This window comes from uncultured Nostoc sp. (genome assembly GCF_937863485.1).
Lineage (GTDB): Bacteria > Cyanobacteriota > Cyanobacteriia > Cyanobacteriales > Nostocaceae > Nostoc.
Window position 1 is genome coordinate 57,816 of sequence record NZ_CALMFY010000191.1, and the last position, 26,073, is coordinate 83,888.

The window sequence follows — 26,073 nt, forward strand, 5'->3', positions numbered from 1 at the left end:
GAATATGTGCGCTTAATTGGTATTGACCCTAAAGCCAAACGTCGGGTATTAGAAACGATTATCCAACGACCTTAAGGTATTAGGAGTTAGGAATTAGAGACGCGATTAATCGCGTCTGTACAGGAATTAGGAGTAGAGACGCGATTAATCGCGTCTGTACAGGAGTTAGGAGTTAAAAAAAATTGTTAATTCATAACTCTAAACTGAAAATTTATAACTCCTTACTTTTAACTAACTCCTCACTTTATAACCAACTCCTAACTCCTCACTTTTAACTCCTCACTCTCTATTTTCTTCCGGCTTCCGAGGTTAAAATTTCCATGTCTGTGCCGCCACTGCACCTCAACAACAACTTTGATTCTTACATTAGTGGTGAGGTGACTATTCATCCAAGCGCAGTACTTGCACCTGGAGTAATCCTTCAAGCGGCTGTAAATAGCAAGATCATCATTGGGCCAGGGGTATGTATTGGTATGGGATCAATTCTCCAAGTCCATGAGGGAACCCTAGAAATAGAAGCAGGCGCAAACCTGGGAGCAGGTTTTTTGATGGTTGGTAAGGGCAAAATTGGAGCAAATGCTTGCATTGGTTCAGCAACAACAGTTTTTAACTATTCAGTTGAACCTAGACAAGTAGTACCACCTGGTTCAATTTTGGGAGACACCAGTCGGCAAATTGCCCAAACAAAGCAACCGGAACCATCTACAAATAACTCCACGGCTACAAGTGGGACACCGCAGCAGGAAGAGGAAAATGGCTCAGGTGGAGTTAAGGAAAAGGTCATTTCCTCAACTAACTTCTCAGCTTCGGCTTTTTTGGATTTCAAACAAAACAAGTCAATTTCTTACTTTAAATCTCCCGCCACTCCAGAAAGCCAGTCTCCTGCCGTGGAGGAACCAACCAATGATCCTGACTCCACCTTGCAAGAAGCCGCTCAAGAGTCTACAAAATATGACTCAGATCCTAATCAGCTTACCACAGAATCCCCTAACGGTTTCGGGACTCAAATTTATGGGCAAGGGAGCATACACAGACTGTTGACTACACTGTTTCCTCATAGACAATCCTTGAGTGACCCAAACTCTGACGATTAGTCCGAGTAAGTGTTAATTGTAAGTTGTCGGCTTTTTCCCTATTTTGGAGAATTCACATGGAAACATATAATCAACGGTCTATTCGTACCATCCAGGGAGCGAGTAGTCAAGAAACCTATCAGGATACTGCTTTGGGTTTAGTTTCTACCCGCAGCTTTCCGGCGATAGTTGGTACAGCGGATATGATGCTGAAATCGGCGGGAGTTCATCTAATTGGGTATGAAAAAACTGGTAGTGGTCATTGTACTGCGATCGTGCGGGGTGGAATTGCTGACGTGCGTCTTGCCGTAGAATCCGGTGTCCAAACGGCTGAACAGTTTGGTCAGTTGGTTTCTAGCTTGGTAATTCCCCGACCTTATCCCAACTTAGATATAGTGCTTCCCATTACAACCCGTTTCACTAAATTGATGGAGGAGGGTAATTACAGCCGTCTGAGTAACCAAGCAATTGGTTTGGTAGAAACGCGAGGATTTCCAGCGATGGTAGGAGCATGTGATGCGATGCTCAAAGCTGCTGATGTTCATTTGGCAGCCTATGAAAAGATTGGTGCGGGTTTGTGTACAGCCATTATTCGTGGTTCCGTAGCAAATGTGGCGGTAGCTGTGGAAGCCGGAATGTTTGAGGCAGAACGCATTGGGGAATTGAATGCAGTGATGGTAATTCCCCGACCCCTAGACGAAATGGAGCAAACCTTGCCATTAGCAAGCTGCTGGATAGAAGAACGCCAACCGTTAAACTTACCAGTGAATATTAAAGAACAAGTTGCTGAAATTGAGGTACTAAGATTACCAGACTTAACCAAGCTACCTACAAAAGTTACAGAAGAATTATGGAATGATGAATGATGATAGATGAATTTTGGAAAATCCTTATTCATCATTCAACATTCATCGTTTAGAGGGAAGGCATCTTACGCTTTTGCTGTTCTGATAATAGCTTCTAAAATCCATAAATAGAATACCTTTATTTTAATAAAAGGGATAGAGTTTTATCTATGAATAAAACTCGTAACTTTCTGTGAGCATCACTATATCATTTGCCAGTGTTCAGCAATACTAGTTTTATATCTATTAATCGCTATATATAGGAGAATCACCCTTGAAGCAAGCGACGCTGCACCAGTTAAAGGTATTCGAGGCGGCGGCACGGCACAGTAGCTTTACTCGCGCTGCGGAGGAATTGTTTCTCACCCAACCTACCGTTTCTATGCAGATCAAGCAACTTACAAAATCGGTAGGGTTGCCATTATTTGAGCAGGTAGGCAAGCGGTTGTATCTCACCGAGGCAGGACGGGAATTATTTGCCACTTGTCGGCAAATTTTTGAAAATATAGCCCAGTTTGAAATGAAGGTAGCAGATTTAAAAGGGCTAAAACAGGGACAATTACGCTTGGCAGTGATTACAACAGCAAAATATTTTATCCCACGTTTGTTAGGGCCCTTTTGCGAACTTTATCCAGGGATTGATATCTCGCTGCAAGTAACGAATCACGAACAAATTTTGGAACGGATGAGTAATAATCTGGATGACTTATATATTATGAGTCAAATCCCAGACAATATAGATGTGAATTGCGAAGCATTTTTAGAAAACCCTTTGATAGTCTTTGCACCGATTAATCATCCGTTATCCAAGGAAAAAAATATTCCGATACAACGCCTATCTAACGAACCTTTTATTATGCGCGAACCAGGTTCAGGAACTCGTCGCGCTGTCCAAAGCCTATTTGAAGAACATGCGGTGACAGTAAAAGTCAAGCTGGAATTGGGAAGTAACGAAGCAATTAAACAAGCGATCGCAGGTGGTTTAGGAATTTCGGTTTTATCCCGTCATACCTTATTATTAGACGCCTCAGAGTTTAGCATTTTAGATGTACAACACTTTCCCATTCAGCGAAATTGGTACATGGTTTACCCAGGTGGCAAGCAGCTATCTATCGTCGCTCGTGCATATTATGAGTATCTACTAGGTGCGGCAAAGAATTTTGTAGAGCAAAACGCTGTGACTCCTTCTAGTACACTTGAACGAATTCATCGGTAAACTAAAGGATTTCAACAAATAAATTATCCAATCTTGTCGGGTGGGCATCTTGTCCGCCTTTGGCTAAAGGTGGGTGAGATACCATTGGTGTCAACTTAAGCTCAAACACTCAATTTTCTGTCCTTTTAGATCCCCTAACCCCCTTAAAAAGCGAGCCAGCGCCTGCCGTAGGATGCCCGTTCGCCGTAAGGCGTCCCGTTAGGAAAGGGCTGTAGGGAGAAGACTGCATTGGCTCCCCACGACTGGCGTGGGCTAGGGGGCAATACAGTTCAGTTAAGCCTAAAACTCAACTTCTGCGTAGGTTGGGTTAAGGAACGAAACCCAACACTTTCGTGACTTTGTTAGGTTTCACTTTGTTCTACCCAACCTACAATTTTTTTAAGTGAACCGTATTGGGTTAGGGGGGATCGAAAATCTAGGTGGTAAATCGAAAAATTTTCACTCTTTTATCAGGCTGGGCTTTCAGGTTAACTTGACACCAATGGCGAGACGCCCACCCCACAATAAGTAGTTGGATATTTTTTTATTTGGATTCCCTAAAGGGGTTGACGGTTAGACCGGGAAACATTGACAATTAACCAGCAGAATCAATTAAAAATGGGGGAAAACTGGCAGTGGTTAACCCGGAAATACCGTCTTGGTGCAAAACAGTACAAAGCGAGATTGTAGCTGTTACAGTGTATGCTGACAGAGCATTGGTTACACGGCGGGGTGTAGTCTCTTTAACAGGAATTGAACAGCAATTAGTAATTACCCCAGTGCCAGAGACTCTAGAAACTGAGTCTGTGAGGGTAAGTGGTACAGGCACAGTAGGGGTGCGAATGCTTGGAGTGAGTTGCGATCGCATTTACACCACTGAACCTATAGCAGAACGAGTAGCACATTTGACAAGGCAAATTCAGCAGTTAGAAGCAGAAAAACGCCACCTGCAAGCCCAAGTCGATGCTTTAGCATTGCAGTCTAGTTTTATCGCCGGCTTACGTGAAAAAACAGAGGAACCCTTTGCACAGAGTTTATCCCGAAAAAATCTCAGCCTTAGCGAAACTTTGGATTTTTTGAACTTTCTCGGAAGCCAGTATAGTGAATATGCGATCGCATCTGGGGAGTGCAAAACCCAACAGCAGGAATTAGACAAACAACTGCAAGCACTCCTCCCCTCATTGCAAAAAATCCAAACACCCCATCCCAAAGAAAATTTTAGCTTAGTTGTGGCAACTGAAGTTGCGGGTGAAGGAGAATTTGAATTAGAGCTATCATACTTAGTGAATCGCGCTAGTTGGACTCCGCTTTATGACTTGCGCTTTAGCACTACTAGCGATATTGTGCATCTGAGCTACCTTGCAGAAATCACTCAAAGTAGTGGCGAAGATTGGATTGGTGCAAATCTCACCCTTTCTACCGCTAAACCGGGATTAGGTACACTCCCGCCCAAACTTGAACCTTGGTATATTGATACTCTACGTCTTCATAGAGTGCGAGAACGACGATCTCGACTAGCTGCCCAGCCACCACTGCTGCCTAGCATAGCAGAGCCGCCTGCTGCTGCTGCCAGAGCGGATTGGCAAGAAGAAGACGAAGTTGCAGAGGATAGTCTTATCCCAGCAGAAACTGTTGCAGCAGAAGTATCCAAAGAAGGGAGTGTAGTTACCTTTAAACTGAGTGGTGGTGGTAACATTCCCAGTGATGGCGCACCCCATAAAACTACAATTTTCAATGATGATTATTCTTGTAGCTTTGATTATGTAGCAATGCCGCGCTTGGTAAGTTTTGCTTATCTGCAAGCTAATGTGAAAAATAGTCCCAATGGTGCGACTTTGTTACCAGGTAAAGCGAATATTTTCCGCGACAATGTTTTTATTGGGACAACTCAGTTAGAGAATATTGCACCAGGGCAAGAGTTTAAACTGAACTTAGGGATTGATGAAGGTTTAAAAATTGAGCGCGACTTAGTTGAACGTCTGGTAGACAAAAGATTAATTAGCAACCAGCGCCGGATTACTTATAGTTATCGGTTGATAATTACTAACTTACTAGACAAAGAAGTAAATCTGAAAGTAACTGAACAGTTACCAGTTAGTCGCGACGAGCAAATTAAAGTGCGCCTCAGCCGCAGCAACCCACAAATTCAACTTGGTGAAATGGGGATTTTAGAATGGCAGTTAACTTTTCCACCACAGGAGCGACGAGAGATATATTACCAGTTTAATGTTGAACATCCGCCTGAATTAACTGTGGTTGGGTTAGATATTTAAACAACATCACTAACAATGATTTTAATTTCACTAGGACTTACATAAAATCATGAAAATACGAACCGCAAAGGACGCAAAGGACACAAAGGAATAAGAGTTTCAGAGAGTTATTGCGTAAGTCCTGTAGGGGTAGCAGGGGAGCAACGCGATTTGTGACATCGGGTTTGAATTCTTACAAACCCATAGCTAGATTCTCAATAAAAATAGCTATCTCATTAGGATCGCAGTATTAAATAGGTGATTTATACCCGTAATTTTTAGCACCTCACTTTGGAGCGTCACTCCCTTGCTAACTTGGCGCTAACTTGCCGATGATTTTTTATTCTACTGTGTCTGACGGTAAAGGGAGGATTTCGTCTGGGTTTTCCTCTACATAATCAGGTTCAAACTCAGCGAGTACTTTGTTATCTATTTCCTCTAGCCCCTGTACAGTAAGAGGTATACCTTGAGCTAGCTTCTCATCGGTAAGTTCGGTTGAGCGCACTTTCATCAGCTCATCTGGGTTAGACATTAAATTCTCCTATTGTGGTAACTTATACTCTCTAATCAGCAGATAAGTAAGTAGACACAATTAAATGTAAGATGTCATTGCCAGCGGCAGGAAGTGAGGCGTAGGAATCTCAGTCTTTGCGATTGCAACTCTACCAGACGCTACCGCCAACACTTCGTACCCTAAGGGAAGGCTGCGCCAACGCAATAACGAACTATCTTATAATTGTAAGCGATCGCCTTTCCAAAATTTTCTCATCGAGTGCGATGAAAATTAGGCAAATTTGAATAGAGACAAAGGTGAACTCTTAAACGACAGTACCTTGGTGGTAGACAATTTTCCAACTTAGTTCGCTTCTTCGCCAAATTGTCGAGCGACGAGTCATTCGCTCTCCCTGAATCAGTGCGGATGTCAGAAGATAGTTTTCAGGCGCGATTTCAAGGCAGTGAAAGTCTTTAGTTTTGACGCCGGAAGAAATTGCACAACAGGCTGAACAAGAAAAGCAACGCAGCGATCGCTTGGCGGCAAAACTGCGAGAATTAAATATAGATCCAGATACTATTTAACCTCCACGCTGTCTTGCTTGTGCCTGTTGGCGCGAATGCTATGGATCTTCAGGAAAAACCCATTTTGGCGGTTCTGTCATTTTTTTTCGCAGACGTTCTTGTGCCAACTCCAACATTTTGTCTAAGGGAGTCTCTTGAAGAAATTTTGCAGCAGCCTCTCTAAACTCGATATTGGGGCATTTATCCCCTAAAACACAGCCGTTAACACAGGCTTGGGCGCAGTTAATTTTTTGCTCCACAGTAAATTCCTCTCTCTAAAAGTTATGAGTTATAAGTTGTGAGTTATGATTTTCACCCCTAACTTCTGACTCTTTACTATCAGGCATTACCCTTCAGGTAAATTTTACCTTGACAGCTGCCATCTAATTAGTCTAAATACTTACCATTTAGAAAGTTATGAGTTATGAGTTATGAGTTATGATTTTTACTCCTCACAGACGCGATTAATCGCGTCTCTCTTCACTCCTCACTCTCATAAAGGGCGCTCATGTCAGAAGTTTTTGCCACTACTGGAACCATTGCTGCGATCGCTACAGCTGTTGTTCCCCAACAGGGTAGCGTTGGTATTGTGCGGGTATCCGGTTCCCAAGCAATGGCTCTAGCTCAAACTCTCTTTCATTCACCAGGAGGGCAAGTTTGGGAAACTCACCGGATTCTCTACGGTTACATTCGCCATCCCCAGACGCAACAACTGGTGGATGAAGGCTTATTGCTAATTATGAAAGCACCCCGTTCTTACACCCGTGAAGATGTGGTGGAATTCCATTGCCACGGGGGAATAATGGCAGTGCAGCAGGTGTTGCAACTGTGTTTGGAAAATGGCGCTAGACTAGCCCAACCGGGAGAATTTACTCTCCGCGCCTTTTTGAATGGACGATTGGATTTGACGCAAGCCGAAGGTATTGCTGACTTAGTGGGGGCGCGATCGCCTCAAGCTGCCCAAACTGCCTTAGCTGGTTTACAGGGAAAATTAGCTCATCCGATCCGGCAGTTACGCGCCAACTGTTTGGATATTTTGGCAGAAATCGAAGCTCGAATCGATTTTGAGGAAGACCTGACTCCGCTGGATGATAAAGTCATAATATCAGAAATCGAGAAAATTGCCGCAGAAATAACTAGATTATTGGAAACCAAAGACAAAGGTGAGTTGCTACGCACAGGTTTAAAAGTGGCAATTGTTGGACGTCCAAATGTGGGTAAGTCCAGCTTATTGAATGCTTGGAGCCAGAGCGATCGCGCGATTGTGACTGATTTACCCGGTACAACCCGCGATGTTGTCGAATCCCACTTAGTTGTCGGAGGAATTCCCATACAAGTGCTAGATACTGCGGGGATTCGAGAAACAACAGACCAAGTAGAAAAAATTGGTGTCGAGCGATCGCGTCGTGCTGCCAATGCAGCTGATTTAGTCTTGCTTACCATCGATGCTTCAGATGGGTGGACGGAAGGCGATCGAGAAATTTACGAACAGGTAGAACACCGTCCGTTGATTCTAGTTATTAACAAAATTGACTTATTAGAAGAAAGCGAAAGAAAAATTATTCAATCCCAAATCCCAAATCCCAAATCTAAAATTGTTACAGCAGCAGCCAAAAATCAAGGAATTGATACTTTAGAAACAGCAATTTTAGAGATAGTTAAAGCCGGAAAAGTCCAAGCTGCTGATATGGATTTAGCCATTAATCAAAGGCAAGCAGCAGCCTTAACTCAAGCTAAAATTTCCTTGGAACAAGTACAAGCAACAATTACCCAGCAGTTACCTCTTGATTTCTGGACAATTGACTTACGGGGTGCGATTCAAGCACTAGGGGAAATTACCGGAGAAGAAGTTACAGAATCAGTTTTAGATATAATTTTTAGTAGGTTTTGTATTGGTAAGTAAACTCCAAAGTTACCAAAACAAAAAAGAAGTAAAAACCCATATTATTTATGTCTAATTGTTAATTCATCTAAATTAAAATACAATGCTTGATCAAGTACTATAAGATAGCGATCGCGCTGTGCCAGTTGCGTAAGTCCTGCAATGTTCTGGCAACTGACTTGCGATGTCGGGGCTATCTCAATAGATTTGTATAAGATTGAAATTGATGACCTTTAAACAAATAAACGAATAAAAGATGATAAATGTTGATTTATCAAAAGCTTTCCAAACAGGTCAAAGGCTAAATACACGATTTGGTGTATTTATTTTTAATCCCTATAAAATTGGGGAATTAAACTTAACTTCAGGAAAATTAGTAGCTTGTGATCCCCTAGTTTTTCCAGATACAGATCCCTTTAGTCCCAATTTTCAACCTGGTTGTTACCCAGTTTTTTTGAGCATTGCACGCAACCTCAATAACGAAGAACCAATGGTTGCTTATGCTATGGTTCAGATTAGCGAAGTAACCGCAGTACGGTGGGAATTAGCTACTAGAGTTGGTGAAAAATTAAGTGATTTAAAAGAAGGAGAGGGATTTTTTGGTTATGGAGTTGATTCTGGAATAGGGTGCTTTATGGATGCGGATGCTGCTCAAATTATTATTAATAATACTTGGGAAAAAGAAATTTATGAAGACACTTTAGCTTGCAAACTAGATAATTTACTCGAAGAAGAAAATAGACTTGGCGTAATGTTGGCTAATATGTGTGTCAATGAGTCCAATGGAGCAAATGTTATTGCATTTGCAACAGCGTTGGGTGATGGTTTTTATTATAATTACTTTGGATATGATACTAATAATAATGTTGTTAACGTTATTACAGTGAGTTTATCTGGAGATATCCAGTAAGAAGAAAGTAAGAATACTTTCTGATAATTTAGCTCGAAAGTCTAAAATATAGAGTTTTCAGCATCCAAACACTTGGTAGACATTATTTATGTCTAGATTGTGATGCTTTGCGTCCGCGCTTCAGAGCGTTATATGAAGGCTTTGGTTTCCGTGATCACAGTGACAGACAAGTTGGTACTTATTTTGTCTCTCACTACGAATATGAAATACCTCCACAACTAACCTAAATTCAATATGTCTTTTATCGATGAAATTAATCCTGTCAATGCATTGATTGTGGGAGCCAACCGAGGTATTGGTTTGGGTTTTGTGAAAAAATTGCTAGAAGATCACAGAATAGCCAAAATTTATGCAACTTATCGTCAACCGGAATCAACCTCCGATTTAATAGCTCTTACAGGCGAACATTCTCAGCGATTAATTTGTCTGGAGATGGATATTACTGACGAATTGCAGATTGTTGAAGCTGTTCAAAAAATACATACCCAAGTTGACAAACTGCATTTGGTAGTCAACTGTGTAGGATTGCTGCATGAAGATACTTTACAACCTGAAAAAAGTTTAAGACAGATCAATTCAGAAAATTTGCTGCGCTACTTTCAGATAAATAGTGTTGGTGCTGTCTTGCTGGCTAAACATCTATTACCTCTGTTTCGTCATGGAGAACGCAGCGTATTTGCCACGATTTCTGCTAAATTGGGTAGTATTGGCGATAACCAACTTGGTGGATGGTATGGCTATCGCGCTTCTAAAGCAGCACTCAATATGTTGATGCGAACTGCGGCAATTGAGTATAAAAGAAGTTGTCCTAAAGCATTAATAGTGACATTACATCCTGGTACAACTGATACGCGTCTTTCCCGTCCTTTCCAGAGAAATGTATCTGCGGAACAATTATTTTCAGTGGAACGTACCGTTACCCAATTATTGGCTGTGATCGAACAGCTTCAAGAAGGCGATAGTGGACAGTTTTTCTCATGGAATGGGAGTAGATTGCCTTGGTAACTGCGTTACGCTGGTGCTAGGGAAATTCACGTTACTTGTAACCTCAGCCTATGAAGTTTTTTGTGCCAGCAGCTAAGGATGATATTAAAGCAGAGCAGGTATATAGTGCGATCGCTCAGTCTGTCAAAGCACCAATAACCGAAAAACGTATTTGGAAGTTACAGTGGCGTGACAACGAAATTGATATGGAATGCGAGGTAGGGAAACCTTTACCATCCTCTTACCAAACTGGGAAAGAGCTAGTTCTGGCAATCTTTGAGTGTGAAAACCTTTATAAGATTTGTACTCTTACCCGTGGAGGAATAAAGGGAGAGCCTATTTTGGTTGAAAATAATTCTCAATCTTCAGCAACATATTTTTCAGATAACAATACCTTCGTCAATTTACAAGGACTGACATAGGGCAAACCTGGATGATGCACACCTTTTTTTGCCTGATCGCAAAAATTGATCTATTTCCAAAAATCTTTGCAACAAATGAATCGATTGTAGGGGCGCACCGCTGTCACTAGTGTAAACTTAAACTTTATATTCTGTATCTTCCAAGTCTTGCAAAATAGCCTGACTTTAAGAAAAAATCGTGACTTTAAGAAAAAAATCACGACTTTAAGAAAAAAATCGTGATTTTAAGAAAAAAATCACGACTTTAAGAAAAAAATCGCGACTTTAAGAAAAAAATCGCGACTTTAAGAAAAAAATCGTGATTTTAAGTCATAAATTGTGACTTGAAAAGATAAATCGCGACTTTAAGAGAAAAATCGCGACTTTACTAACCACAGTTTCTACGTTCAGGGTGACGGCTCCTAAAGTGGTGACAACTTGCCTAACAGCCAAGCACACATTTGTCTTGGGCTGTTTCGGCAAAAAGTTAAACACACCTTTTTCGCAAAGGTATTGCAGATAATGCAAATAATTGACTCTATATTTTAATATGCGATCGCCTGTTTGATAGAAGTGGATGCGATCGTTCTACTAAAGATTTCATTGGCTATGCGTCTGAAGGAATTGTAGCGGTTGATCCAATAACACTGTAATTGTTATTTTTCAATGTGCAACGTCGAGTTAAGTTTCTGGGAGAAAGCACATAAGGAAAGAGATTATTAATATCTGCTTATTTCCTCTGCCATAGCTGCCGTAATGACTCAAAAATATTTACAAATCTTTCTTCTAGCCAGAGCATAACATGATCAACCCATTCTAGAAGTTGTTCTAAGGGGTGCTTCTCATAGCCTGTTGAAGTCGCTTTGGTTTCTATCCAATCTGGCTGTGCCTCAACTTGACTACTTTGGTGAGATTGCTGTTGCAAAATTTCCCCTTTACGATCGCTTTTAGTTTGGGAAATGCCGGTTTCGTTTTGTGTTGCAGAGGCGACTTTTCCAGATGTTTTTCGACTTGCAGTAAGAACACTAGTTGGTTGTTTCCTTCGCACCAAACCAGATCCGACTTTAGGTTGTTTTACACTCAAATTATCTTGTGGAAAATGCCCTACTGATAAATTTGGAGTTAAAGCAGGATTTGTCTTTTGAGAAAGCGTAACTGGCTTGTCAGCAACTGTTTCGGTATCACCAAATAAATCATTCCACGTTAGCCAAGGATCATCTGTTAAATCCTGTTTTTCTAACTGACGGCTTTTAGACAAGACCTTTTTAAAGCGTGATGGTAATATTTTACCTGGCAATCTATCATCATTAGTTGTTGACTCAAGTGTTTTTCTAGTACCAACACCAAAAAAGTAATTAAGTGCCTCCTCAATCAAAGCATGAATATTCAGTGTATGAGTCTCCAAAGCATCAGTATTAGGTGCAACTTCTCCCCTATCAGCTAATTGCTCTTTGCCATAAAGAAATATGTTTAACTGAGTTTGGGCAACTTGGACAATTTCCTGGCTACGTTCTTGCACAGGTACTAAAGCATTTGACTCCAATTTAGCAACGGCTATATCTAGAAACGCTAATAATCTATTTGTATTAAGTAACTCTTTTGGTATCCCTTCAGCTAAAACTGCAATATTGGCTGTATTTCCGTCAGTGAGTTTTGCTAATAATCGGTCAATTTGTGGTAGTAACTCCGTTTCTTTTTTAGCTTCGATCAACTGCTTTTCCAACTCTTGGAGAGGCTGCGCCAACGGAACGCTACGCGTAGCTTGCTTCCCCGTAGGGGTACGCGCAGCGTCTCGTAGAAAAGACTGCCAGTAATTAGCAACTTCGTTAATAATTCTGTCTTCTAATTTTGCCTGCTGTTGAGGTGTTAAAATATCTAGAATTTCATTATCGGCAGTAACAAGTACTAAATTCCGATTCATCAAATCTGTGCCAATTCCCCGCACTTCTGGAAGATGCTGCTTGAGAGCATTCTCTCGCTGTGAATGGTTCAGAACTCCGGTGTTATTCTCTGTAATATTTAATGATTGAGTAAGATGAGCGTCATTTGTTGAGTTATTATCACCGAATCTCACCCGAAAAACTCTTAATAAAGCTAAGGGATTGAAAGGTTCAACTGTTTTTGCAGGAGTAGAGACGGGTTGATCATCTGATAGATAATGGACAGTTTCTAGTACATGTTGAATAGGGGTATCGACATTTGGCATTTCGGGCTGGAAATCAGTATCATTTGGTTGTAACTTTAGTCTAGTTTGGGGTTCTTTGGTATGTAGTGTTTTCCCAGATGATTCAGATGAATGAAACAGTAGATACACTGGGTAAAGTAGTACTTCCACACCCCACTTAGTGGCAACTTGCAAATGCCGGAAGGTGTGTTCCCACTGTTCTGTCACCCGCCGAGATTGCTGGTGGACAAAGTTAAATAGTTTGCTTTGATAACGCCCAGAGGAACCAGAAGACATAGTAGTAATTTTTTAGTTCAAGTCTTGTTAAGTTGTGAGACTCGCGCCAAACAATAAAAACGACCAACACCTCATCTTAGCGAAAATATGACCTCGAATGTCTCTCAATCTCATACCAAATTAATCTCACAAACAATTGAGCAACTACGCTCTTTTTGTCAAGTTAATCTTCAGTCTACTTGGCTATATCAGGAATCTAATCTGATTATTACTGATGTAGTAGCTGCTGATTTGTCTGATTGGCAACCTGTTCAGTTGAATGCTCAAGAACATATCGCTTGGACAGGCGAGAAAAAAGTGCTGTGGCTAGTGCAAAGATTGGTAGTGCCCCAAGATTTACAGGGCTATCCCTTAGCTGGGTTATCTTTGCGGCTGGCGCTGGTTTGGTGGGCAGATTCTGCTGAGATTTATGTGAATGGGGAGTTAGTGCTGGAGGGTGATTTATTTGATTGTTCGCCTAGAGTGCTTATTCGTCAAGGGGTGACGCCAGGGGAAGAGTTTATTGTCGCTTTGCGGTTAGTGAGTCCGGGACATAGTGATGGTGCTTTAGTGCGATCGCTCCTAGTTTATGAGTCTATTGATGATAATAATCCCGATCCGGGTTTTGTGGCTGATGAGTTAGCTGTGGTGCAGCTTTATTTGGAAAAGTTTGCGCCACAGAAGTTGGATGTTTTGGCGGCGATGGTGGGGGAGGTTACGAACCGCAGAGGCGCGGAGGACACGGAGGAAGAGAAGGGAGAGAGGGGAGAGTTAGTAAGATCGTTTTTATCTCTACGTCAAAATTTAATTCAATCCAAAATCGTTCGAGTGAGCGATCGCGTAGCGTCTGATAGAGTTGCCGAAAGGAGCGGAAGTCCAAAATCTAAAATTTTATTGTTGGGTCATGCTCATTTAGATTTAGCATGGCTATGGCCTGTGAGTGAAACTTGGAATGTGGCGCAAAACACTTTTGAGTCGGTTCTGAAGTTGCAAGAAGATTTTCCTGAGTTAATTTTCTGTCATTCGACTCCCGCACTTTATGCTTGGATTGAGGAACATCGCCCGGATTTATTTGAGGCAATTCAAGCACAGGTAGCCGCTGGACGTTGGGAAGTTATCGGCGGAATGTGGGTAGAACCGGAACTCAACCTGATTGCTGGTGAATCAATAGTCCGTCAGCTATTGTATGGTCAGCGTTACATCCAAGAAAAATTCGGTAAGCTTTCAACTATAGTTTGGGTTCCAGATAGTTTTGGTTTCTGTGCAACTTTACCGCAGTTTTTCGCTAATGCCGGAATTGAGTATTTTGTCACGCAGAAGTTGCGGTGGAATGATACTACTAAGTTTGATTATGGGGCTTTTTGGTGGCGATCGCCTGACGGAAGTGAAGTCTTTAGTTTGATGTCTGCACTTATCGGTGAAAGCATTAACCCAGTTAAAATGGCATCCTATGCTCTTGAATGGCAAGCCCAAACTGGTTTACCAGAATCCCTCTGGCTTCCCGGTGTCGGCGACCACGGCGGCGGCCCCACCCGTGATATGTTAGAAACCGCCCAACGCTGGCAAAAGTCGCCTTTGTTCCCAGACTTAGAATTTACAACGGCTGAAAAGTATTTACAGGAGATTAGTAGTCAGTTAACTTCACAATCCAAAATCCAAGTTGCGCTGTCAGCGCACCAAAGGTGCGACCCAAAATCCGAAATCAAAAGCCCCACTTGGAATGACGAACTATACCTCGAATTCCATCGCGGTTGCTACACTACCCACGCAGATCAAAAACGTTGGAATCGTCGTTGTGAAAATTTATTGTATCAAGCTGAACTATTTGCTACCTTGGCAACCGTAAGCTGTGGTGTGACATATCCGAAAGCAGAAATCGAAGCAGCTTGGAAACTGGTGTTATTTCAGCAGTTTCACGATATTTTACCTGGTTCTTCAATTACCCAAGTTTATCTGGATGCGTTGCCTCAGTGGCAACAAGTGGAACAAGTGGGAACGAAGATATTAGATAAATCACTTTTAGCGATCGCATCTCACATTACCCTATCAGAACCACCAAAATCTGATAGTTTGCCTATTTTCGTTTTCAATTCTCTCAATTGGCGGCGTTCTGAGGTAGTCTCTGTAGCCTTACCCACGCCAGCAACAGCTACCCAAGAATGGCAGATTTACGATGCTTCTGGAAAGCAACTCCTCTCCCAATTATCTGAACCATCAACCCTACTATTTCTCGCCAGCGAAATTCCACCCGTTGGCTACTGCATATTTTGGCTTTCCCCCTCATCCCCTACCCTGCGGAAAGCTAAAGCTACATCTCTCCCATCCCCCCTACTCCTTCCAGACTGGATTTTAGAAAATGAATTCCTGCGAGTTGTCATTGATCCTGACACCGGAGATTTATCAAGTGTTTTTGATAAAACTTATCAACGAGAAATTTTGAGTGGGGCGGGGAATCAACTACAAGCTTTTAAAGACAGTGATCAATATTGGGATGCTTGGAATATAGACCCCAATTATGCCCAGCATCCCTTACCTTCAACAAATCTTCAATCTATTCAGTGGCTAGAACTTGGCCCAGTGCAAAGTTGTGTGCGCGTGGTGCGTCAGTTGGGTGAATCGGAATTTTGCCAAGACTATATTTTACAAGCTGGTTCACCTCTGCTGAACATAGCTACTACCGTCAATTGGCAAGAAAATCATGTATTGGTAAAAGCTGCTTTTCCTCTGAATGTTGAAGCAGACTTTGCTACCTATGAAATTCCCTGTGGGGCTATTCGCCGCCCAACTAAACCAAAAACCCCCGCAGAACAAGCAAAGTGGGAAGTTCCGGCTTTGCGTTGGGCTGATTTAACAGGAGAAACACAGGAGGGTATTTACGGAGTTAGTTTACTGAATGATTGTAAATACGGTTACGACAGCAAATCAAATCAACTCCGCTTGACACTTCTACGCAGTCCTAATTGGCCAGATTCAGAGGCTGATAGAGGTTGGCATGAATTTACCTATGCCTTGTATCCTCATGTTGGTAGCTGGGAATCAGCCCATACGGTACGGCGTGGCTATGAATTGAATATACCCTTGCAAGTGCTATTGAATCCCGTTAATCAAAACCCAGATAAAAATTCTCCCCTCTTTGCTAGCAAAGAGGGGTTGGCGGTGAAGTTCCTAGATTTATCATCTGAAAATTTAATCTTAATGGCTTTAAAGCCATCTGAGGATGATCTACAGCAGTTAATTCTGCGGTGTTATGAATGTCACGGAGAAACAGCCGAGTTATCTTTGCAAAGTGATTTAGGGTTAAATCTAGGAGATACAGTAGATTTGTTAGAGCGTTCCTCTCCGACTGAATTCTCATCTGGGCAACAAATATTGACAATACAGCCTTGGAAAATCGCCAGTTTCAAGGTGATACCAGCGATTAATCCCAGGCTTGAATGAGTCAATATAGACCTAACCCCCAGCCCCTTCCCTACAAGGGAAGGGGAGTAAGATTCAAAGCCTCTCTCCTAAAAGGAGAGAGGAATGGAAGTGAGGTCAAACTCTATTAGCATTGACTCCTAACTCCTAACTCTTTTAATCTTCGTGATCATCAAACGGATCGTTCAATTGCTTGCTAGGAGGGCCAAAAGAGGTATAAATCGACAGTCCGGTGATGACAACCACCACGGCAGCCACAGAAATACTAAGAACTATTGCGGGTTCCATAATTGAGGGATAGATTATGAGTGCTATTCTTATAGAATATTACAGAAGATTAAAAAAAGCTTTGGCAAGTAATCTTAGGTGAACTATGGCACAAAGGACTAGGTTAGGAGATATCCTGAAACCACTGAACTCTGAGTATGGGAAAGTGGCTCCAGGTTGGGGTACTACCCCTGTGATGGCTGTTTTTATGGCGCTATTTTTAGTGTTTCTGCTGATTATTCTGCAACTTTACAATAAATCACTGTTGGTTCAGGATGTACTTGTCGATTGGCGGACTTTAGGACGCTAACGAATACATAGCTATCAAATTTGGTTAACAAGTTAAGTTACACCCGGTTCCTCCGGGTTTTTTTGTGAGTTGTGATTTGCTACTGAACAATAACTCAGCAGGTGTAGGTTGGGTTGAGGAACGTAGACCCAAAGGGGCTTCCCGCAGGGTAACCCAACATTCTCAAGAGTTTGTTAGGTTTCACCTCCCTACGGGAAGCTGTTCGCCTTCGTTCAACCCAATCTACATTTATTTTTTTCTCCCCAGAGTGACACAAGCAAAGTAGAAGCGATCGCAAAACGACGGTTACAATCACTCCAGATATCCTTTCCCCTGCAATAGTAGAAAAGGATAGAGACTACCGCTATCAGCATTCTGAGTATTCAGCAGGGGGTGTAGCTCAAGACTGGATTGTTGCAGAGTTCAAAAAGTGTAAACATATATTTCTCTTTTTAAGAAAATAAATCTGACTGAGCTAATTCCTCATAAACTCTCAAATCAAGGCTGAGTCAGGAAACAGCAAGTATTTGATTAAAGAGTTTAGATTTGCTTAAGCTTAACTACTATCGCAAATTTACTGTTATTGGTAATATCTATTGAGGCTTTGTATAGACACTACTTATATATTCATTGATTAAATCTGACTGACATTTATGGATGAAGTTTATCCCAAGCTCATAGCAATTTTTCAGAATGTGAATGAGTGGCTAAAGTTTGCCGAGGCTAAAAATGGTATTCTGCTCGCTTTTTCTGGTGCTGGCATTACTGCAACTATAACTCTTTTAGCTACAGCACAAAATATTCCAAAATCATTCAATTTTGGTTTATTGCTAACAACAATTTTACTTTGTATTTGTTCTTTAATCTGCTCACTTTCTTTTCTCCCTAAAATAAATTTAGAGCGTATTTTATGGCTGCGAACTAGACCACCTAAGAATTCAAGCTTTCTCAAGAAAGAGACAGATAATTTTTACTATTTCGGACATTTACAGAAATATAGTTCGACTGAATTGCTAGATGCACTGAACAAGCACTACTTTGAGGATACAATCAATACACCTTATAAAAAGGAATATGAGGATATTGCTGGACAAATTACTATTAATTCCGAAATTGCCTTTTTAAAATTTCACGTTTTTACATACGCAATATATATTTTAATTGCTTCAATTTTAGTAATTCCATTTTCAGCTATTGTTAGTCTGCTGATTTATAGAAAACTATAATTAATTTATATTATCAAAAAGGATTGATTTACAATCAAATTTATCAGCGTGATTATTCTGAAAAAACTAAGGATTTTATGGAATCTGGTGATATTACATTAACTGTAGTCCAACTCGATTTGGTCAAGTCTTCAGAATCTACTGAGGCAATTGAACACGAACTAGGGGGAAAAGGGACACGAGACTTAATAAAGCGCATTCAAAAATTTGTCGAAGAGGCTTTGAAGTTAGTCATAAAGCCTCATAATAATGACCTAATTATATCATTAGGTGGCGATGGTTATCGGATATTATTTGAAAATGTTAATAATGCTTATAAATTTGTTAAAGAATTTAGCAAAATTGTTGAACAATATAACACAATACCTAATAGGAAAAAGCGAAGGTTTCGCATTGCTGCAACAACTGGAGAGGTTAATTTTGATAAATCTGAACCATGTGCTAATAAAATAATTGGACACTATGTTTTGACCCTACTTTCACGGCTTGTTACAGCCGAATCAGGCTGGTTTTATGTTGACGATCCAACGTTTAAGATTCTTCCTAATCATGTAAAACCGTATTTTACTGAGGAACTAGTCAAAGGTAAAGATCATGAAAAAAATATCGTAGCTTGGCGTTGTAAGATTATTTTTGATGAGCAAGAGTTACAAACTTTTAAGTTTGAAACAATAACAGTTAATGATGGTGGGCAAGAAATTAAGAGAAAACTAAACCAAGCATCTTATTTTGTAGAATCTCTCGGTGAAGCAGTAGGAAAACCATCAGCACCCTTGATAAAGATGGTGAAAATTCCTGGAGGAACTTTTGAAATGGGGTCGCCACCAGATGAGCCGGAACGCCGTAACTCTGAAAATCCCCAGCATACAGTCAATGTAGAGCCGTTTTTCTTGGCTAAGTATCCAGTCACTCAAGAGCAGTGGCAATTTGTGGCACAGTTACCCCAGGTGAACCGAGAGCTAAATCAAGATCCATCTCGTTTTAAAGGAGCAAATCGCCCTGTCGAAAATGTCTCTTGGTACGATGCAATTGAATTTTGCTTGCGCCTATCTCAATATACAGGCAGAATCTATAGGCTCCCTAGTGAAGCAGAATGGGAATATGCGTGTAGAGCCGGAACAACAACACCATTCCATTTTGGCAAAACAATTACGTCGGAATTAGCTAACTACAATGCCAATCAAGTTTATGATGCTGGTGTAAAAGGAACTTACAGAGAAGAGACTACACCAGTGGACAGTTTTAAAGTAGGTAACGCCTTTGGGTTATACGATATGCACGGGAATGTGTGGGAATGGTGTCTTGATGATCGGCACAATAATTATGAAGGAGCGCCAATAGATGGCAGTCCTTGGTTTGATGATAATGATAATCTTGATCAAAAACAAGGAAAAGCCGTACTGCGGGGCGGTTCCTGGTTCAGCAATCCTAGCTTCTGCCGTTCCGCGTCCCGCTACGTCGACGATAGGGCGGAGCGCGACAGCATCCTCATCGTTATTGGTTTTCGTGTTGTCTGCGCGGTTGGGAGGATTCTTTAGTAGCCCTTTATACTTTAGCTCTTTTGCCCTTTACTCTTTTTCTTTTTTTCTCCTTTGTCGCCTCATGGCGACTCGAATTTTTTCGCACAAATATCAAGATTTTTTAATTTCAATGAAAGAATTATCGGTCATCTAAAAGACTTATGATTGTATTAAGTGGTACGTTTTAATCGTTGAGAAATTGCCGAAAATTCATAAGTTTAATTTAGGCGACAGGATAATCAATTAACTGTACAATTTATTAGAGGGATTAATTCAAGCTAAATATGCTAAAGATAAACTTATTCAATTAGAATCTTTGAATACTTAACTAGACATTTTGCGCTATCAAACACGAATGCTGCTCGACTTCAATTTGATGTGATTAAGTACTTAATTTACTCAAACTCAGGTGGCCACAGTTCTTTTATTGTTAATTCCCAACCTGGAAGTAATTCTGGTATTGTCAGTTTGTCATTATCTTTTAAAACTACTGGTTCAAGGTTAGAACGATAAACTGTTACTAAAAGTTTGTCAGGGTCGATGAGAATACCTACTGTAGATCCAAGTTGTAGGAATAGTTTAATCTTTTCTTGGAGTGGTTTGAGGCGATCACTCTTAGATTTCACCTCAACCATGAGATCGGGTACTAACTGCACAAAGTCACGCTGAGTCTTTTTGAGTCGTTCTGCTCGAACAAAAGAAACATCTGGAGCGCGTAGGTTTCTTTTTTCTGGGTCGCCTCCAGTTTCATCTGTTTCAATACTGGGCAAGATAAAGCCAGCACTAGAACCAGTAACACGTCCCAACTTGCGAGGCATGACCCATATATTCAAAAATGTCAGCAGACGAGAACCAATTTCGTCTGACTCATAATCGGATGGCCCCATAACAATGATGTTTCCCTCTACTAGCTCCATCCGAAAATCAGGATTTTGTGACTGTAATTGTTCTAAGTCTTTAATTGTCAGAGACATAAGGCATTACTCGCTCGTGGGGCGTTAGCGTAGCTCGCCGCAGGCATCGCTTTCTATGATAGGCGATTATTGAGTAGACTACATAAATATGTGAGTCTATGTAGTGGTTTTAGAGTTTACAGGAGACAAAAAATGAATATATTTGGTATCGGTCTGCCGGAAATGGCTGTAATTATGGTAGTAGCTTTGTTAATCTTTGGCCCAAAGAAGCTGCCAGAGATTGGTCGGAGTGTGGGCAAAACAATTCGTAGTTTTCAAGAAGCTTCCAAGGATTTTCAAAACGAGTTTCAAAAAGAAGCAGAACAGTTAGAAGAAGCTGTAAAGACTACTGCTGAATTGGAACCTAAGCAAATCCACCCTGCTAAATCTGAGCAGGATACCGCTAGTTCTTCCCAACCTAGCTAGTACCGCAAGGCGGAAGCCAAAAGTCAAAAGGCTTTAATTCTGGGCTTTTTGGCTGTAATGAAATGGTAGGTTTATTTCCGCCGCTCTGTACTAGGAGAGTGCTGCATATCAATTGACTGTAGGCAAAATGACAGAAGCTGTTACGCAACCAGCTTTGGTGATTCCCCAGCTAATTGTCGGGTTGGGGAATCCAGAAGCTAAATACGACCAAACACGCCATAATATCGGCTTTGCTGCTCTAGAAACTCTCTCCCGTTCTTGGCGTATTCCCTTAGCAGAAAACCGCAAATTTCAGGGTGAGTATGGCGAGGGTATGGCCCTAGGTGGAGGTAAGATTCGCTTGCTAAAGCCGTTAACTTATATGAATCGCTCAGGACAGTCAATACAAGCGGTGACAAGTTGGTATAAATTGCCGCCTGAGTCAGTGCTGGTGATTTATGACGATATGGATTTGCCCTTGGGGAAAACTCGTCTGCGGTTGTCTGGTTCAGCTGGGGGACATAACGGCATGAAAAGTGCGATCGCACATCTTACTACCCAAAACTTTCCCCGTTTGCGAATCGGTATTGGTAAACCGAAAGGTGCAGCTAATAACGATGATTCTGACGCTATCTCCCATGTGCTGGGGCGATTTTCCGCAGCCGAAAATCAGCAAATGTCTCTTGTACTTCAGTTCGTGGTTGAGTGTATTGAACTAAGCCTCAAGCAGGGAGTAGAAAAGGCGATGAATCTTTGTAATAGCCGCACCATTAATAATTCTGAGTCTTAGGGGTGGATGAATACTGCCTTTCGTAGGGGCACAGAAAAAGCTCATTGGTGTCAACTTAAGCTAAAACTCCTTTAAAACCTCGTTAAGAGCCTCTGGCTGGAAATATACCTTATAGCGGTGCCATAAGTCTTGAGACGGCAGCCCCCCATTACTCATTCCCAGTCAGAGACTCTTGAGGAGACAATCTCTAAAAGCTGGTTCTATAACGATTCTCATTTGAATGAGGTACACGGGTAGGGACACGCCATTGCCATGTTTTACCTTGTATTTATCTTCATCTGTGGTTAATTATTTTTTCTGTACCTTACCCATGCAGGAACCGCTATATGCAATCCTAAATGAGTCGTGAAAAATATAGATAAAGAAACGAACCGCCATCTCTGCGAGAGGCTTCTCGTAAAGCCTGCGGCATAGCAACTCTTAGAGACGCTCTTGCGTTCGCTTAAGGCGCAGCCTCTCCAAGAGTTGAGAAGAAAAGAAATAGAGAATTTTATAAATCATTATACAGAATTAGTATTAGCTACTAATAAACATGAGAAGATATGATTATATTTACAGATTTTAAAAGTTGATTCTGCCCTCATTCAATAATTTATATCCAGCTGCTAATGCGGCGAAAGCAATTATGAAATTCCATAAGCTAGTTGGCTTTAAAATAACTCCACCGCTTAAAAAAACTAGTACTATGCCAATGCCTAGAAAAATCCATCCCAAGTTACCAGTTTCTCTACGAAAAAAAACTAATGCAAATACACCTGTCATAGTTGCCAAAACTGAAGCTGTAGCAGGTAAACTACCGTAAAAATATGAATAGTAACTGCTAACAAATATGATATTTTGACCAAAAAAGTATAAGCCGATGAAAAGTAGGATTAAACCTATAAGTTTGATTAACAATCTGCCCATAATACTTTTACATTTTTAATGGCTGAAGCCAATTTAAATCCGATTATAGTGGAGTTTTTCCAATTATCATAAATTTTACATTAAATTAGAGTTTATTGCGTGAATATACTGGATAAAGTTCCCATCTGTCTGAAGATATCAGTACAAATAATGTTGATTAGATAAAGTAGTCCTTGCCAGGGTGTGATCAAGGTGCTTTAATAGCGATGTCTGACGACAAGAAGCAGAGCTTCTACGCATTCTGCGAAACTCTCGTACTTACAGAATATGTATAAGCCGTGCAGCGACTCGACATCAGACATCGCTGCTAGTGTTGATAAAATTACAGACTCAAAACATTAAACTCAAAGATATGACAAGCTAGTAGCATATCCTTGACATTAACTAAATTCTCCCAAAAGCTGAATAGGAGTATGTATGGAGCCAATCATTTTTATAGTTTTAGTGCTTATAGGTTATGCCTTAGGTTCTGCAAAACTGATTAATCAAGGTAATGAAGCCCTAGTCGAACGCCTGGGGCGGTATCATCGAAAACTTAAACCTGGGCTGAACTTTATTGTTCCCTTGGTAGATCAGGTTGTGATGGAAGATACTACACGAGAGCAGTTTTTAGACATTAAACCTCAGAATGTGATCACCCAAGATAATATTTACGTGGAAGTGGATGCTATTGTCTACTGGCGCATTAGAGATATTGAGAAAAGCTTTTATGCTATTGAGGATCTACAAGGGGCACTGACACAGGTAACTACAACCACGCTCCGGGAAATCATTGCCCAAAACACTTTAGAGCAGACTAATGTCTCCAGATCGGAGATGGACACAGCCCTCTTAGACCAGTTGAATAATATAACGGTAGATTGGGGAATTGATATTCTCCGGTTAGACCTTCAAAGTATTACACTACCTGAGAGTGTACGAAAGTCGAGGGAAGAGGAGCAAGCCGCTGTAATCAAAAAACGGGCGCTGATTACTGAAGCAGAAGGGGAAAAGGAAGCTGCCATTAAAAAAGCAGAAGGAACTATGGCTTCAGTGCAAATCATTTCTCAAGCTCTACGTTCCAATCCAGATACTAGGGACATTTTGCGGTATCTTGTGGCTCAAGATTACGTAGATGCTAGCCAAAAACTTGGTGAGAGCAATAATGCCAAAATTATTTTTGTAGATCCAGCCAACTCAACTGAAATGTTTCATGAGTTGATCAACGAGTCATTAACTCAAGAAGGTAACGGCAAAAAACACGAAAACGGTAATACTTAACACTCAGGCTGTGCGGCTTGTCTCAATAGGGCATCGGCTACTAATGAAACCTCGCGCATTTCTTGAACATCATGAACTCGCAGAATATCAGCACCATTAAAAATAGCAGCACAACAAGCTGCTGCGGTTCCCCAAACTCGGGCTTTTGAATCTGGTTGATTTAAAATGCGACCAATGAAACTTTTGCGAGATGCTCCTACCAAGATAGGGCAGTTAAGTGTTGTGAGCGATCGCAAGCGGCGAAAAATTTCTAAATTTTGCTGATAGTTCTTAGCAAAGCCAATACCAGGATCAATAATAATTTTATCCCGCTCAATGCCCGCAGTCGTTGCTACCCCAATTTGCCGAGCCAAAAAACTATAAATCTCTTTGAGCAAATCTTGATAATCAGTCTGTTGTTGCATTGTCTGTGGTGTTCCCCGGATGTGCATTAAAATTATCGGCACACCTAACTCTGCCACTGTTGGCAACATTTCTGAGTCAAAAGTGCCGCCAGAAATATCATTAATAATATCCGCTCCAGCTTTTACAGATGCCCTGGCTACAGCAGCACGAGTTGTATCTACAGAAATCGGGATTGAAATTTCTGGTCTTAGCACCTGTAACACTGATAGTACTCGGTCAAGTTCCTCCGCCAGAGTTATTTGCTTTGCCCCTGGTCGAGTTGATTGACCGCCCACATCGATAATGTCAGCACCAGCAGCTACCAGTGCTTGCGCCTGTACTAAAGCAGCAGAGGTAGTGTTAAACTCACCCCCATCGCTAAAGCTATCAGGCGTCACATTCAAAATGCCCATCAAATAAGTCCGCTGTCCCCACTCAAAACAGCGTCCTCGAATTATCAAGTTGCTTGGCATAAATCTACATTAGGTATTCCCATGCAGAGCATGGGAACGAGAAGAAGGCACATTACACTGACTGAAAATTCACAATCCGAGCGAAACTCTCAGGTTCTAGACTTGCTCCTCCCACTAAAACACCATCAATTTCTGGTTGAGCCATGATTTCATCAATATTATTTGGCTTGACTGAGCCGCCATATTGAATTGATACATTCGGATTACTCAACTTGCTCCGAATTAAACCAATTATCCGATTCGCCTCCGTTGCTTCACAGGTATCACCAGTACCGATCGCCCAAATAGGTTCGTAGGCAATCACCAAATTATTCTGATCAATATCTAGCAAGCTTTTGTCGAGTTGGAGAGTAATCACTGATTCAGCTTCTCCGGCATCTCGTTGTTGTTTAGTTTCGCCAACACAAAGAATTGGGGTCAAACCAAACCTTTGAGCAGCTCGGAGGCGCAGATTAACGGTTGCATCCGTTTCACCAAAGTATTGCCTTCGTTCACTATGACCGACAATCACAAAGCGCACACCAATTTCTGTGAGCATTGGGCCAGAAACCTCGCCTGTATAGGCTGCATATTCTTCCCAATGGACATTTTGTGCCCCCAGGTGGATGAGGCTACCGTGCAAACTCTGGGACAAAAGGCTTAAATCTGTGAAAGGAGGGCACAATATCACTTCTCGCCCTTCGGGGCTTTCGTCTAAGTAGGGCAGAAATCCTTGTAAAAACTCCTGGGTCTCTGCCTGGGTTTTGAACATTTTCCAGTTGCCAGCAATAACGATTTTCCGCACAGGTAATTTAGTCAAGATCCTAACGAGTTATTTAGATGCATTTTTCAGTTTATGACTTTTTGTTAGCCATTAGTCCACTAGTACCGCAAGGCGGAAGTCAAAAGGAGCCAGTGCGTTGGGCGGCTCTGCCGACTTGAAGCAACTGGCGTTCAAAAGTCAAAAGTCAAAAGTCTTATGGAATAAGCTCTTTAGTGCTTTTCAATGGTCTGCTTATTTACGCCGTGCTGTACTAGTTGGGCATTGGGAATAGAGGATGAGTCTTTAATACTCGCTGACGAGTCTTTGATACTCGTGAATGAGTCTTTAATACTCGCTGACGAGTCTTTGATACTCGTGAATGAGTCTTTGATACTCGCTGACG

23 protein-coding genes and 3 pseudogenes are annotated in these 26,073 nt (G+C 41.4%); 18 read left to right on the forward strand and 8 right to left on the reverse strand.

Annotated elements, in window-relative coordinates:
* From Q0541_RS26095 to Q0541_RS26115, 5 genes are all read left to right on the forward strand, one after another.
* Nucleotides 1-75, forward strand: a 75-nt coding sequence (locus tag Q0541_RS26095; protein WP_298917810.1) for a ribulose bisphosphate carboxylase small subunit, incomplete at its 5' end; no start/stop codon positions are given.
* Nucleotides 76-320: 245 nt separating this feature from the next.
* Nucleotides 321-1,094 (forward strand): transferase, encoded by a 774-nt coding sequence (locus Q0541_RS26100; protein WP_298917729.1) that lies wholly within the window; start codon nt 321-323, stop codon nt 1,092-1,094.
* Between the two features lie 56 nt (nt 1,095-1,150).
* Complete coding sequence (locus Q0541_RS26105; RefSeq protein WP_298917732.1) at nt 1,151-1,939, forward strand: BMC domain-containing protein; 789 nt, start codon at nt 1,151-1,153, stop codon at nt 1,937-1,939.
* Nucleotides 1,940-2,192: 253 nt separating this feature from the next.
* Nucleotides 2,193-3,134, forward strand: a complete 942-nt coding sequence (locus tag Q0541_RS26110) for a LysR family transcriptional regulator (protein WP_298917734.1) — start codon at nt 2,193-2,195, stop codon at nt 3,132-3,134.
* 614 nt (nt 3,135-3,748) lie between these two features.
* The gene (locus tag Q0541_RS26115) at nt 3,749-5,386 is read left to right on the forward strand and encodes a mucoidy inhibitor MuiA family protein (RefSeq protein WP_298917736.1); all 1,638 of its coding nucleotides are present in this window, start codon (nt 3,749-3,751) and stop codon (nt 5,384-5,386) included.
* Between the two features lie 319 nt (nt 5,387-5,705).
* Here Q0541_RS26115 and Q0541_RS26120 read toward each other — a convergent pair whose 3' ends face one another.
* Nucleotides 5,706-5,897: a hypothetical protein gene (locus Q0541_RS26120; RefSeq protein WP_273765912.1), complete on the reverse strand. Its 192-nt coding sequence runs from the start codon at nt 5,895-5,897 to the stop codon at nt 5,706-5,708.
* 434 nt (nt 5,898-6,331) lie between these two features.
* Between Q0541_RS26120 and Q0541_RS26125 the strand changes: the two are divergent.
* A pseudogene (locus tag Q0541_RS26125) lies at nt 6,332-6,442 on the forward strand (Uma2 family endonuclease); the annotation flags it as partial.
* Between the two features lie 38 nt (nt 6,443-6,480).
* Here the strand turns inward: Q0541_RS26125 and Q0541_RS26130 are convergent.
* A complete protein-coding gene (locus tag Q0541_RS26130) occupies nt 6,481-6,681 on the reverse strand; it encodes a hypothetical protein (RefSeq protein ID WP_298917741.1) in 201 nt (66 codons plus the stop codon).
* Nucleotides 6,682-6,929: 248 nt separating this feature from the next.
* On the opposite strand from Q0541_RS26130, the gene mnmE reads away from it, so the two are divergent.
* The 4 genes from mnmE to Q0541_RS26150 all read left to right on the forward strand — a co-directional run bounded on the left by mnmE (nt 6,930) and on the right by Q0541_RS26150 (nt 10,619).
* Complete coding sequence (gene mnmE, locus Q0541_RS26135) at nt 6,930-8,324, forward strand: tRNA uridine-5-carboxymethylaminomethyl(34) synthesis GTPase MnmE (protein WP_298917745.1); 1,395 nt, start codon at nt 6,930-6,932, stop codon at nt 8,322-8,324.
* 235 nt (nt 8,325-8,559) lie between these two features.
* Nucleotides 8,560-9,213, forward strand: coding sequence for a DUF4241 domain-containing protein (locus Q0541_RS26140; RefSeq protein ID WP_298917749.1), 654 nt, complete (start codon nt 8,560-8,562; stop codon nt 9,211-9,213).
* 234 nt (nt 9,214-9,447) lie between these two features.
* Entirely contained in the window at nt 9,448-10,218 is a 771-nt protein-coding gene (locus Q0541_RS26145) for an SDR family NAD(P)-dependent oxidoreductase (protein WP_298917752.1), read from the forward strand.
* 50 nt (nt 10,219-10,268) lie between these two features.
* Entirely contained in the window at nt 10,269-10,619 is a 351-nt protein-coding gene (locus Q0541_RS26150) for a hypothetical protein (RefSeq protein ID WP_298917755.1), read from the forward strand.
* 709 nt (nt 10,620-11,328) lie between these two features.
* Here the strand turns inward: Q0541_RS26150 and Q0541_RS26155 are convergent.
* Nucleotides 11,329-13,059 carry a hypothetical protein gene (locus tag Q0541_RS26155; protein ID WP_298917758.1) on the reverse strand — a complete coding sequence of 577 codons (1,731 nt, stop codon included), beginning with the start codon at nt 13,057-13,059 and terminating at the stop codon, nt 11,329-11,331.
* 87 nt (nt 13,060-13,146) lie between these two features.
* Between Q0541_RS26155 and Q0541_RS26160 the strand changes: the two genes are divergently transcribed.
* Nucleotides 13,147-16,476 carry an alpha-mannosidase gene (locus tag Q0541_RS26160; RefSeq protein ID WP_298917761.1) on the forward strand — a complete coding sequence of 1,110 codons (3,330 nt, stop codon included), beginning with the start codon at nt 13,147-13,149 and terminating at the stop codon, nt 16,474-16,476.
* Between the two features lie 135 nt (nt 16,477-16,611).
* Here Q0541_RS26160 and psbN read toward each other — a convergent pair whose 3' ends face one another.
* Nucleotides 16,612-16,743 (reverse strand): photosystem II reaction center protein PsbN, encoded by a 132-nt coding sequence (gene psbN / locus Q0541_RS26165; RefSeq protein WP_273765903.1) that lies wholly within the window; start codon nt 16,741-16,743, stop codon nt 16,612-16,614.
* Nucleotides 16,744-16,828: 85 nt separating this feature from the next.
* On the opposite strand from psbN, the gene psbH reads away from it, so the two are divergent.
* The 4 genes and pseudogenes from psbH to Q0541_RS26185 all read left to right on the forward strand — a co-directional run.
* Complete coding sequence (gene psbH, locus Q0541_RS26170) at nt 16,829-17,032, forward strand: photosystem II reaction center protein PsbH (RefSeq protein WP_298917766.1); 204 nt, start codon at nt 16,829-16,831, stop codon at nt 17,030-17,032.
* Between the two features lie 632 nt (nt 17,033-17,664).
* The gene (locus Q0541_RS26175) at nt 17,665-18,237 is read left to right on the forward strand and encodes a hypothetical protein (protein ID WP_298917769.1); all 573 of its coding nucleotides are present in this window, start codon (nt 17,665-17,667) and stop codon (nt 18,235-18,237) included.
* Nucleotides 18,238-19,013: 776 nt separating this feature from the next.
* Nucleotides 19,014-19,775: pseudogene (locus Q0541_RS34620) on the forward strand (formylglycine-generating enzyme family protein); the annotation flags it as partial.
* Between the two features lie 151 nt (nt 19,776-19,926).
* Nucleotides 19,927-20,082: pseudogene (locus Q0541_RS26185) on the forward strand (four helix bundle protein); the annotation flags it as partial.
* A gap of 70 nt (nt 20,083-20,152) precedes the next feature.
* Here Q0541_RS26185 and Q0541_RS26190 read toward each other — a convergent pair.
* Entirely contained in the window at nt 20,153-20,731 is a 579-nt protein-coding gene (locus Q0541_RS26190) for a Uma2 family endonuclease (protein WP_298917777.1), read from the reverse strand.
* Nucleotides 20,732-20,863: 132 nt separating this feature from the next.
* Here Q0541_RS26190 and Q0541_RS26195 point away from each other — a divergent pair, with 132 nt between their 5' ends.
* Nucleotides 20,864-21,136, forward strand: a complete 273-nt coding sequence (locus Q0541_RS26195; protein ID WP_298917780.1) for a TatA/E family twin arginine-targeting protein translocase — start codon at nt 20,864-20,866, stop codon at nt 21,134-21,136.
* 127 nt (nt 21,137-21,263) lie between these two features.
* A complete protein-coding gene (gene pth / locus Q0541_RS26200; RefSeq protein WP_298917783.1) occupies nt 21,264-21,905 on the forward strand; it encodes an aminoacyl-tRNA hydrolase in 642 nt (213 codons plus the stop codon).
* A 561-nt stretch (nt 21,906-22,466) separates the two neighbouring features.
* On the opposite strand, the gene Q0541_RS26205 is transcribed toward pth, so the two are convergent.
* A complete protein-coding gene (locus Q0541_RS26205) occupies nt 22,467-22,811 on the reverse strand; it encodes a hypothetical protein (protein ID WP_298917786.1) in 345 nt (114 codons plus the stop codon).
* Between the two features lie 417 nt (nt 22,812-23,228).
* Here Q0541_RS26205 and Q0541_RS26210 point away from each other — a divergent pair, with 417 nt between their 5' ends.
* Complete coding sequence (locus Q0541_RS26210; protein ID WP_298917789.1) at nt 23,229-24,071, forward strand: SPFH domain-containing protein; 843 nt, start codon at nt 23,229-23,231, stop codon at nt 24,069-24,071.
* Here the strand turns inward: Q0541_RS26210 and folP are convergent.
* The gene (gene folP, locus Q0541_RS26215; protein WP_298917793.1) at nt 24,068-24,928 is read right to left on the reverse strand and encodes a dihydropteroate synthase; all 861 of its coding nucleotides are present in this window, start codon (nt 24,926-24,928) and stop codon (nt 24,068-24,070) included. The genes Q0541_RS26210 and folP overlap by 4 nt on opposite strands.
* Nucleotides 24,929-24,980: 52 nt before the next feature.
* Nucleotides 24,981-25,712, reverse strand: coding sequence for a triose-phosphate isomerase (tpiA, locus tag Q0541_RS26220; protein ID WP_298917813.1), 732 nt, complete (start codon nt 25,710-25,712; stop codon nt 24,981-24,983).
* Nucleotides 25,713-26,073: the final 361 nt, after the last annotated feature.

Coding starts and splice junctions, on each gene's coding strand:
- Q0541_RS26120 (WP_273765912.1), bottom strand. CDS start 5,897: ATGTCTAACCCAGATGAGCTGATGAAAGTGCGCTCAACCGAACTTACC.
- Q0541_RS26100 (WP_298917729.1), top strand. CDS start 321: ATGTCTGTGCCGCCACTGCACCTCAACAACAACTTTGATTCTTACATT.
- folP (WP_298917793.1), bottom strand. CDS start 24,928: ATGCCAAGCAACTTGATAATTCGAGGACGCTGTTTTGAGTGGGGACAG.
- psbH (WP_298917766.1), top strand. CDS start 16,829: ATGGCACAAAGGACTAGGTTAGGAGATATCCTGAAACCACTGAACTCT.
- Q0541_RS26210 (WP_298917789.1), top strand. CDS start 23,229: ATGGAGCCAATCATTTTTATAGTTTTAGTGCTTATAGGTTATGCCTTA.
- Q0541_RS26150 (WP_298917755.1), top strand. CDS start 10,269: ATGAAGTTTTTTGTGCCAGCAGCTAAGGATGATATTAAAGCAGAGCAG.
- mnmE (WP_298917745.1), top strand. CDS start 6,930: ATGTCAGAAGTTTTTGCCACTACTGGAACCATTGCTGCGATCGCTACA.
- Q0541_RS26195 (WP_298917780.1), top strand. CDS start 20,864: ATGAATATATTTGGTATCGGTCTGCCGGAAATGGCTGTAATTATGGTA.
- Q0541_RS26190 (WP_298917777.1), bottom strand. CDS start 20,731: ATGTCTCTGACAATTAAAGACTTAGAACAATTACAGTCACAAAATCCT.
- Q0541_RS26155 (WP_298917758.1), bottom strand. CDS start 13,059: ATGTCTTCTGGTTCCTCTGGGCGTTATCAAAGCAAACTATTTAACTTT.
- Q0541_RS26140 (WP_298917749.1), top strand. CDS start 8,560: ATGATAAATGTTGATTTATCAAAAGCTTTCCAAACAGGTCAAAGGCTA.
- Q0541_RS26160 (WP_298917761.1), top strand. CDS start 13,147: ATGACCTCGAATGTCTCTCAATCTCATACCAAATTAATCTCACAAACA.
- psbN (WP_273765903.1), bottom strand. CDS start 16,743: ATGGAACCCGCAATAGTTCTTAGTATTTCTGTGGCTGCCGTGGTGGTT.
- Q0541_RS26145 (WP_298917752.1), top strand. CDS start 9,448: ATGTCTTTTATCGATGAAATTAATCCTGTCAATGCATTGATTGTGGGA.
- Q0541_RS26175 (WP_298917769.1), top strand. CDS start 17,665: ATGGATGAAGTTTATCCCAAGCTCATAGCAATTTTTCAGAATGTGAAT.
- Q0541_RS26205 (WP_298917786.1), bottom strand. CDS start 22,811: ATGGGCAGATTGTTAATCAAACTTATAGGTTTAATCCTACTTTTCATC.
- Q0541_RS26105 (WP_298917732.1), top strand. CDS start 1,151: ATGGAAACATATAATCAACGGTCTATTCGTACCATCCAGGGAGCGAGT.
- pth (WP_298917783.1), top strand. CDS start 21,264: ATGACAGAAGCTGTTACGCAACCAGCTTTGGTGATTCCCCAGCTAATT.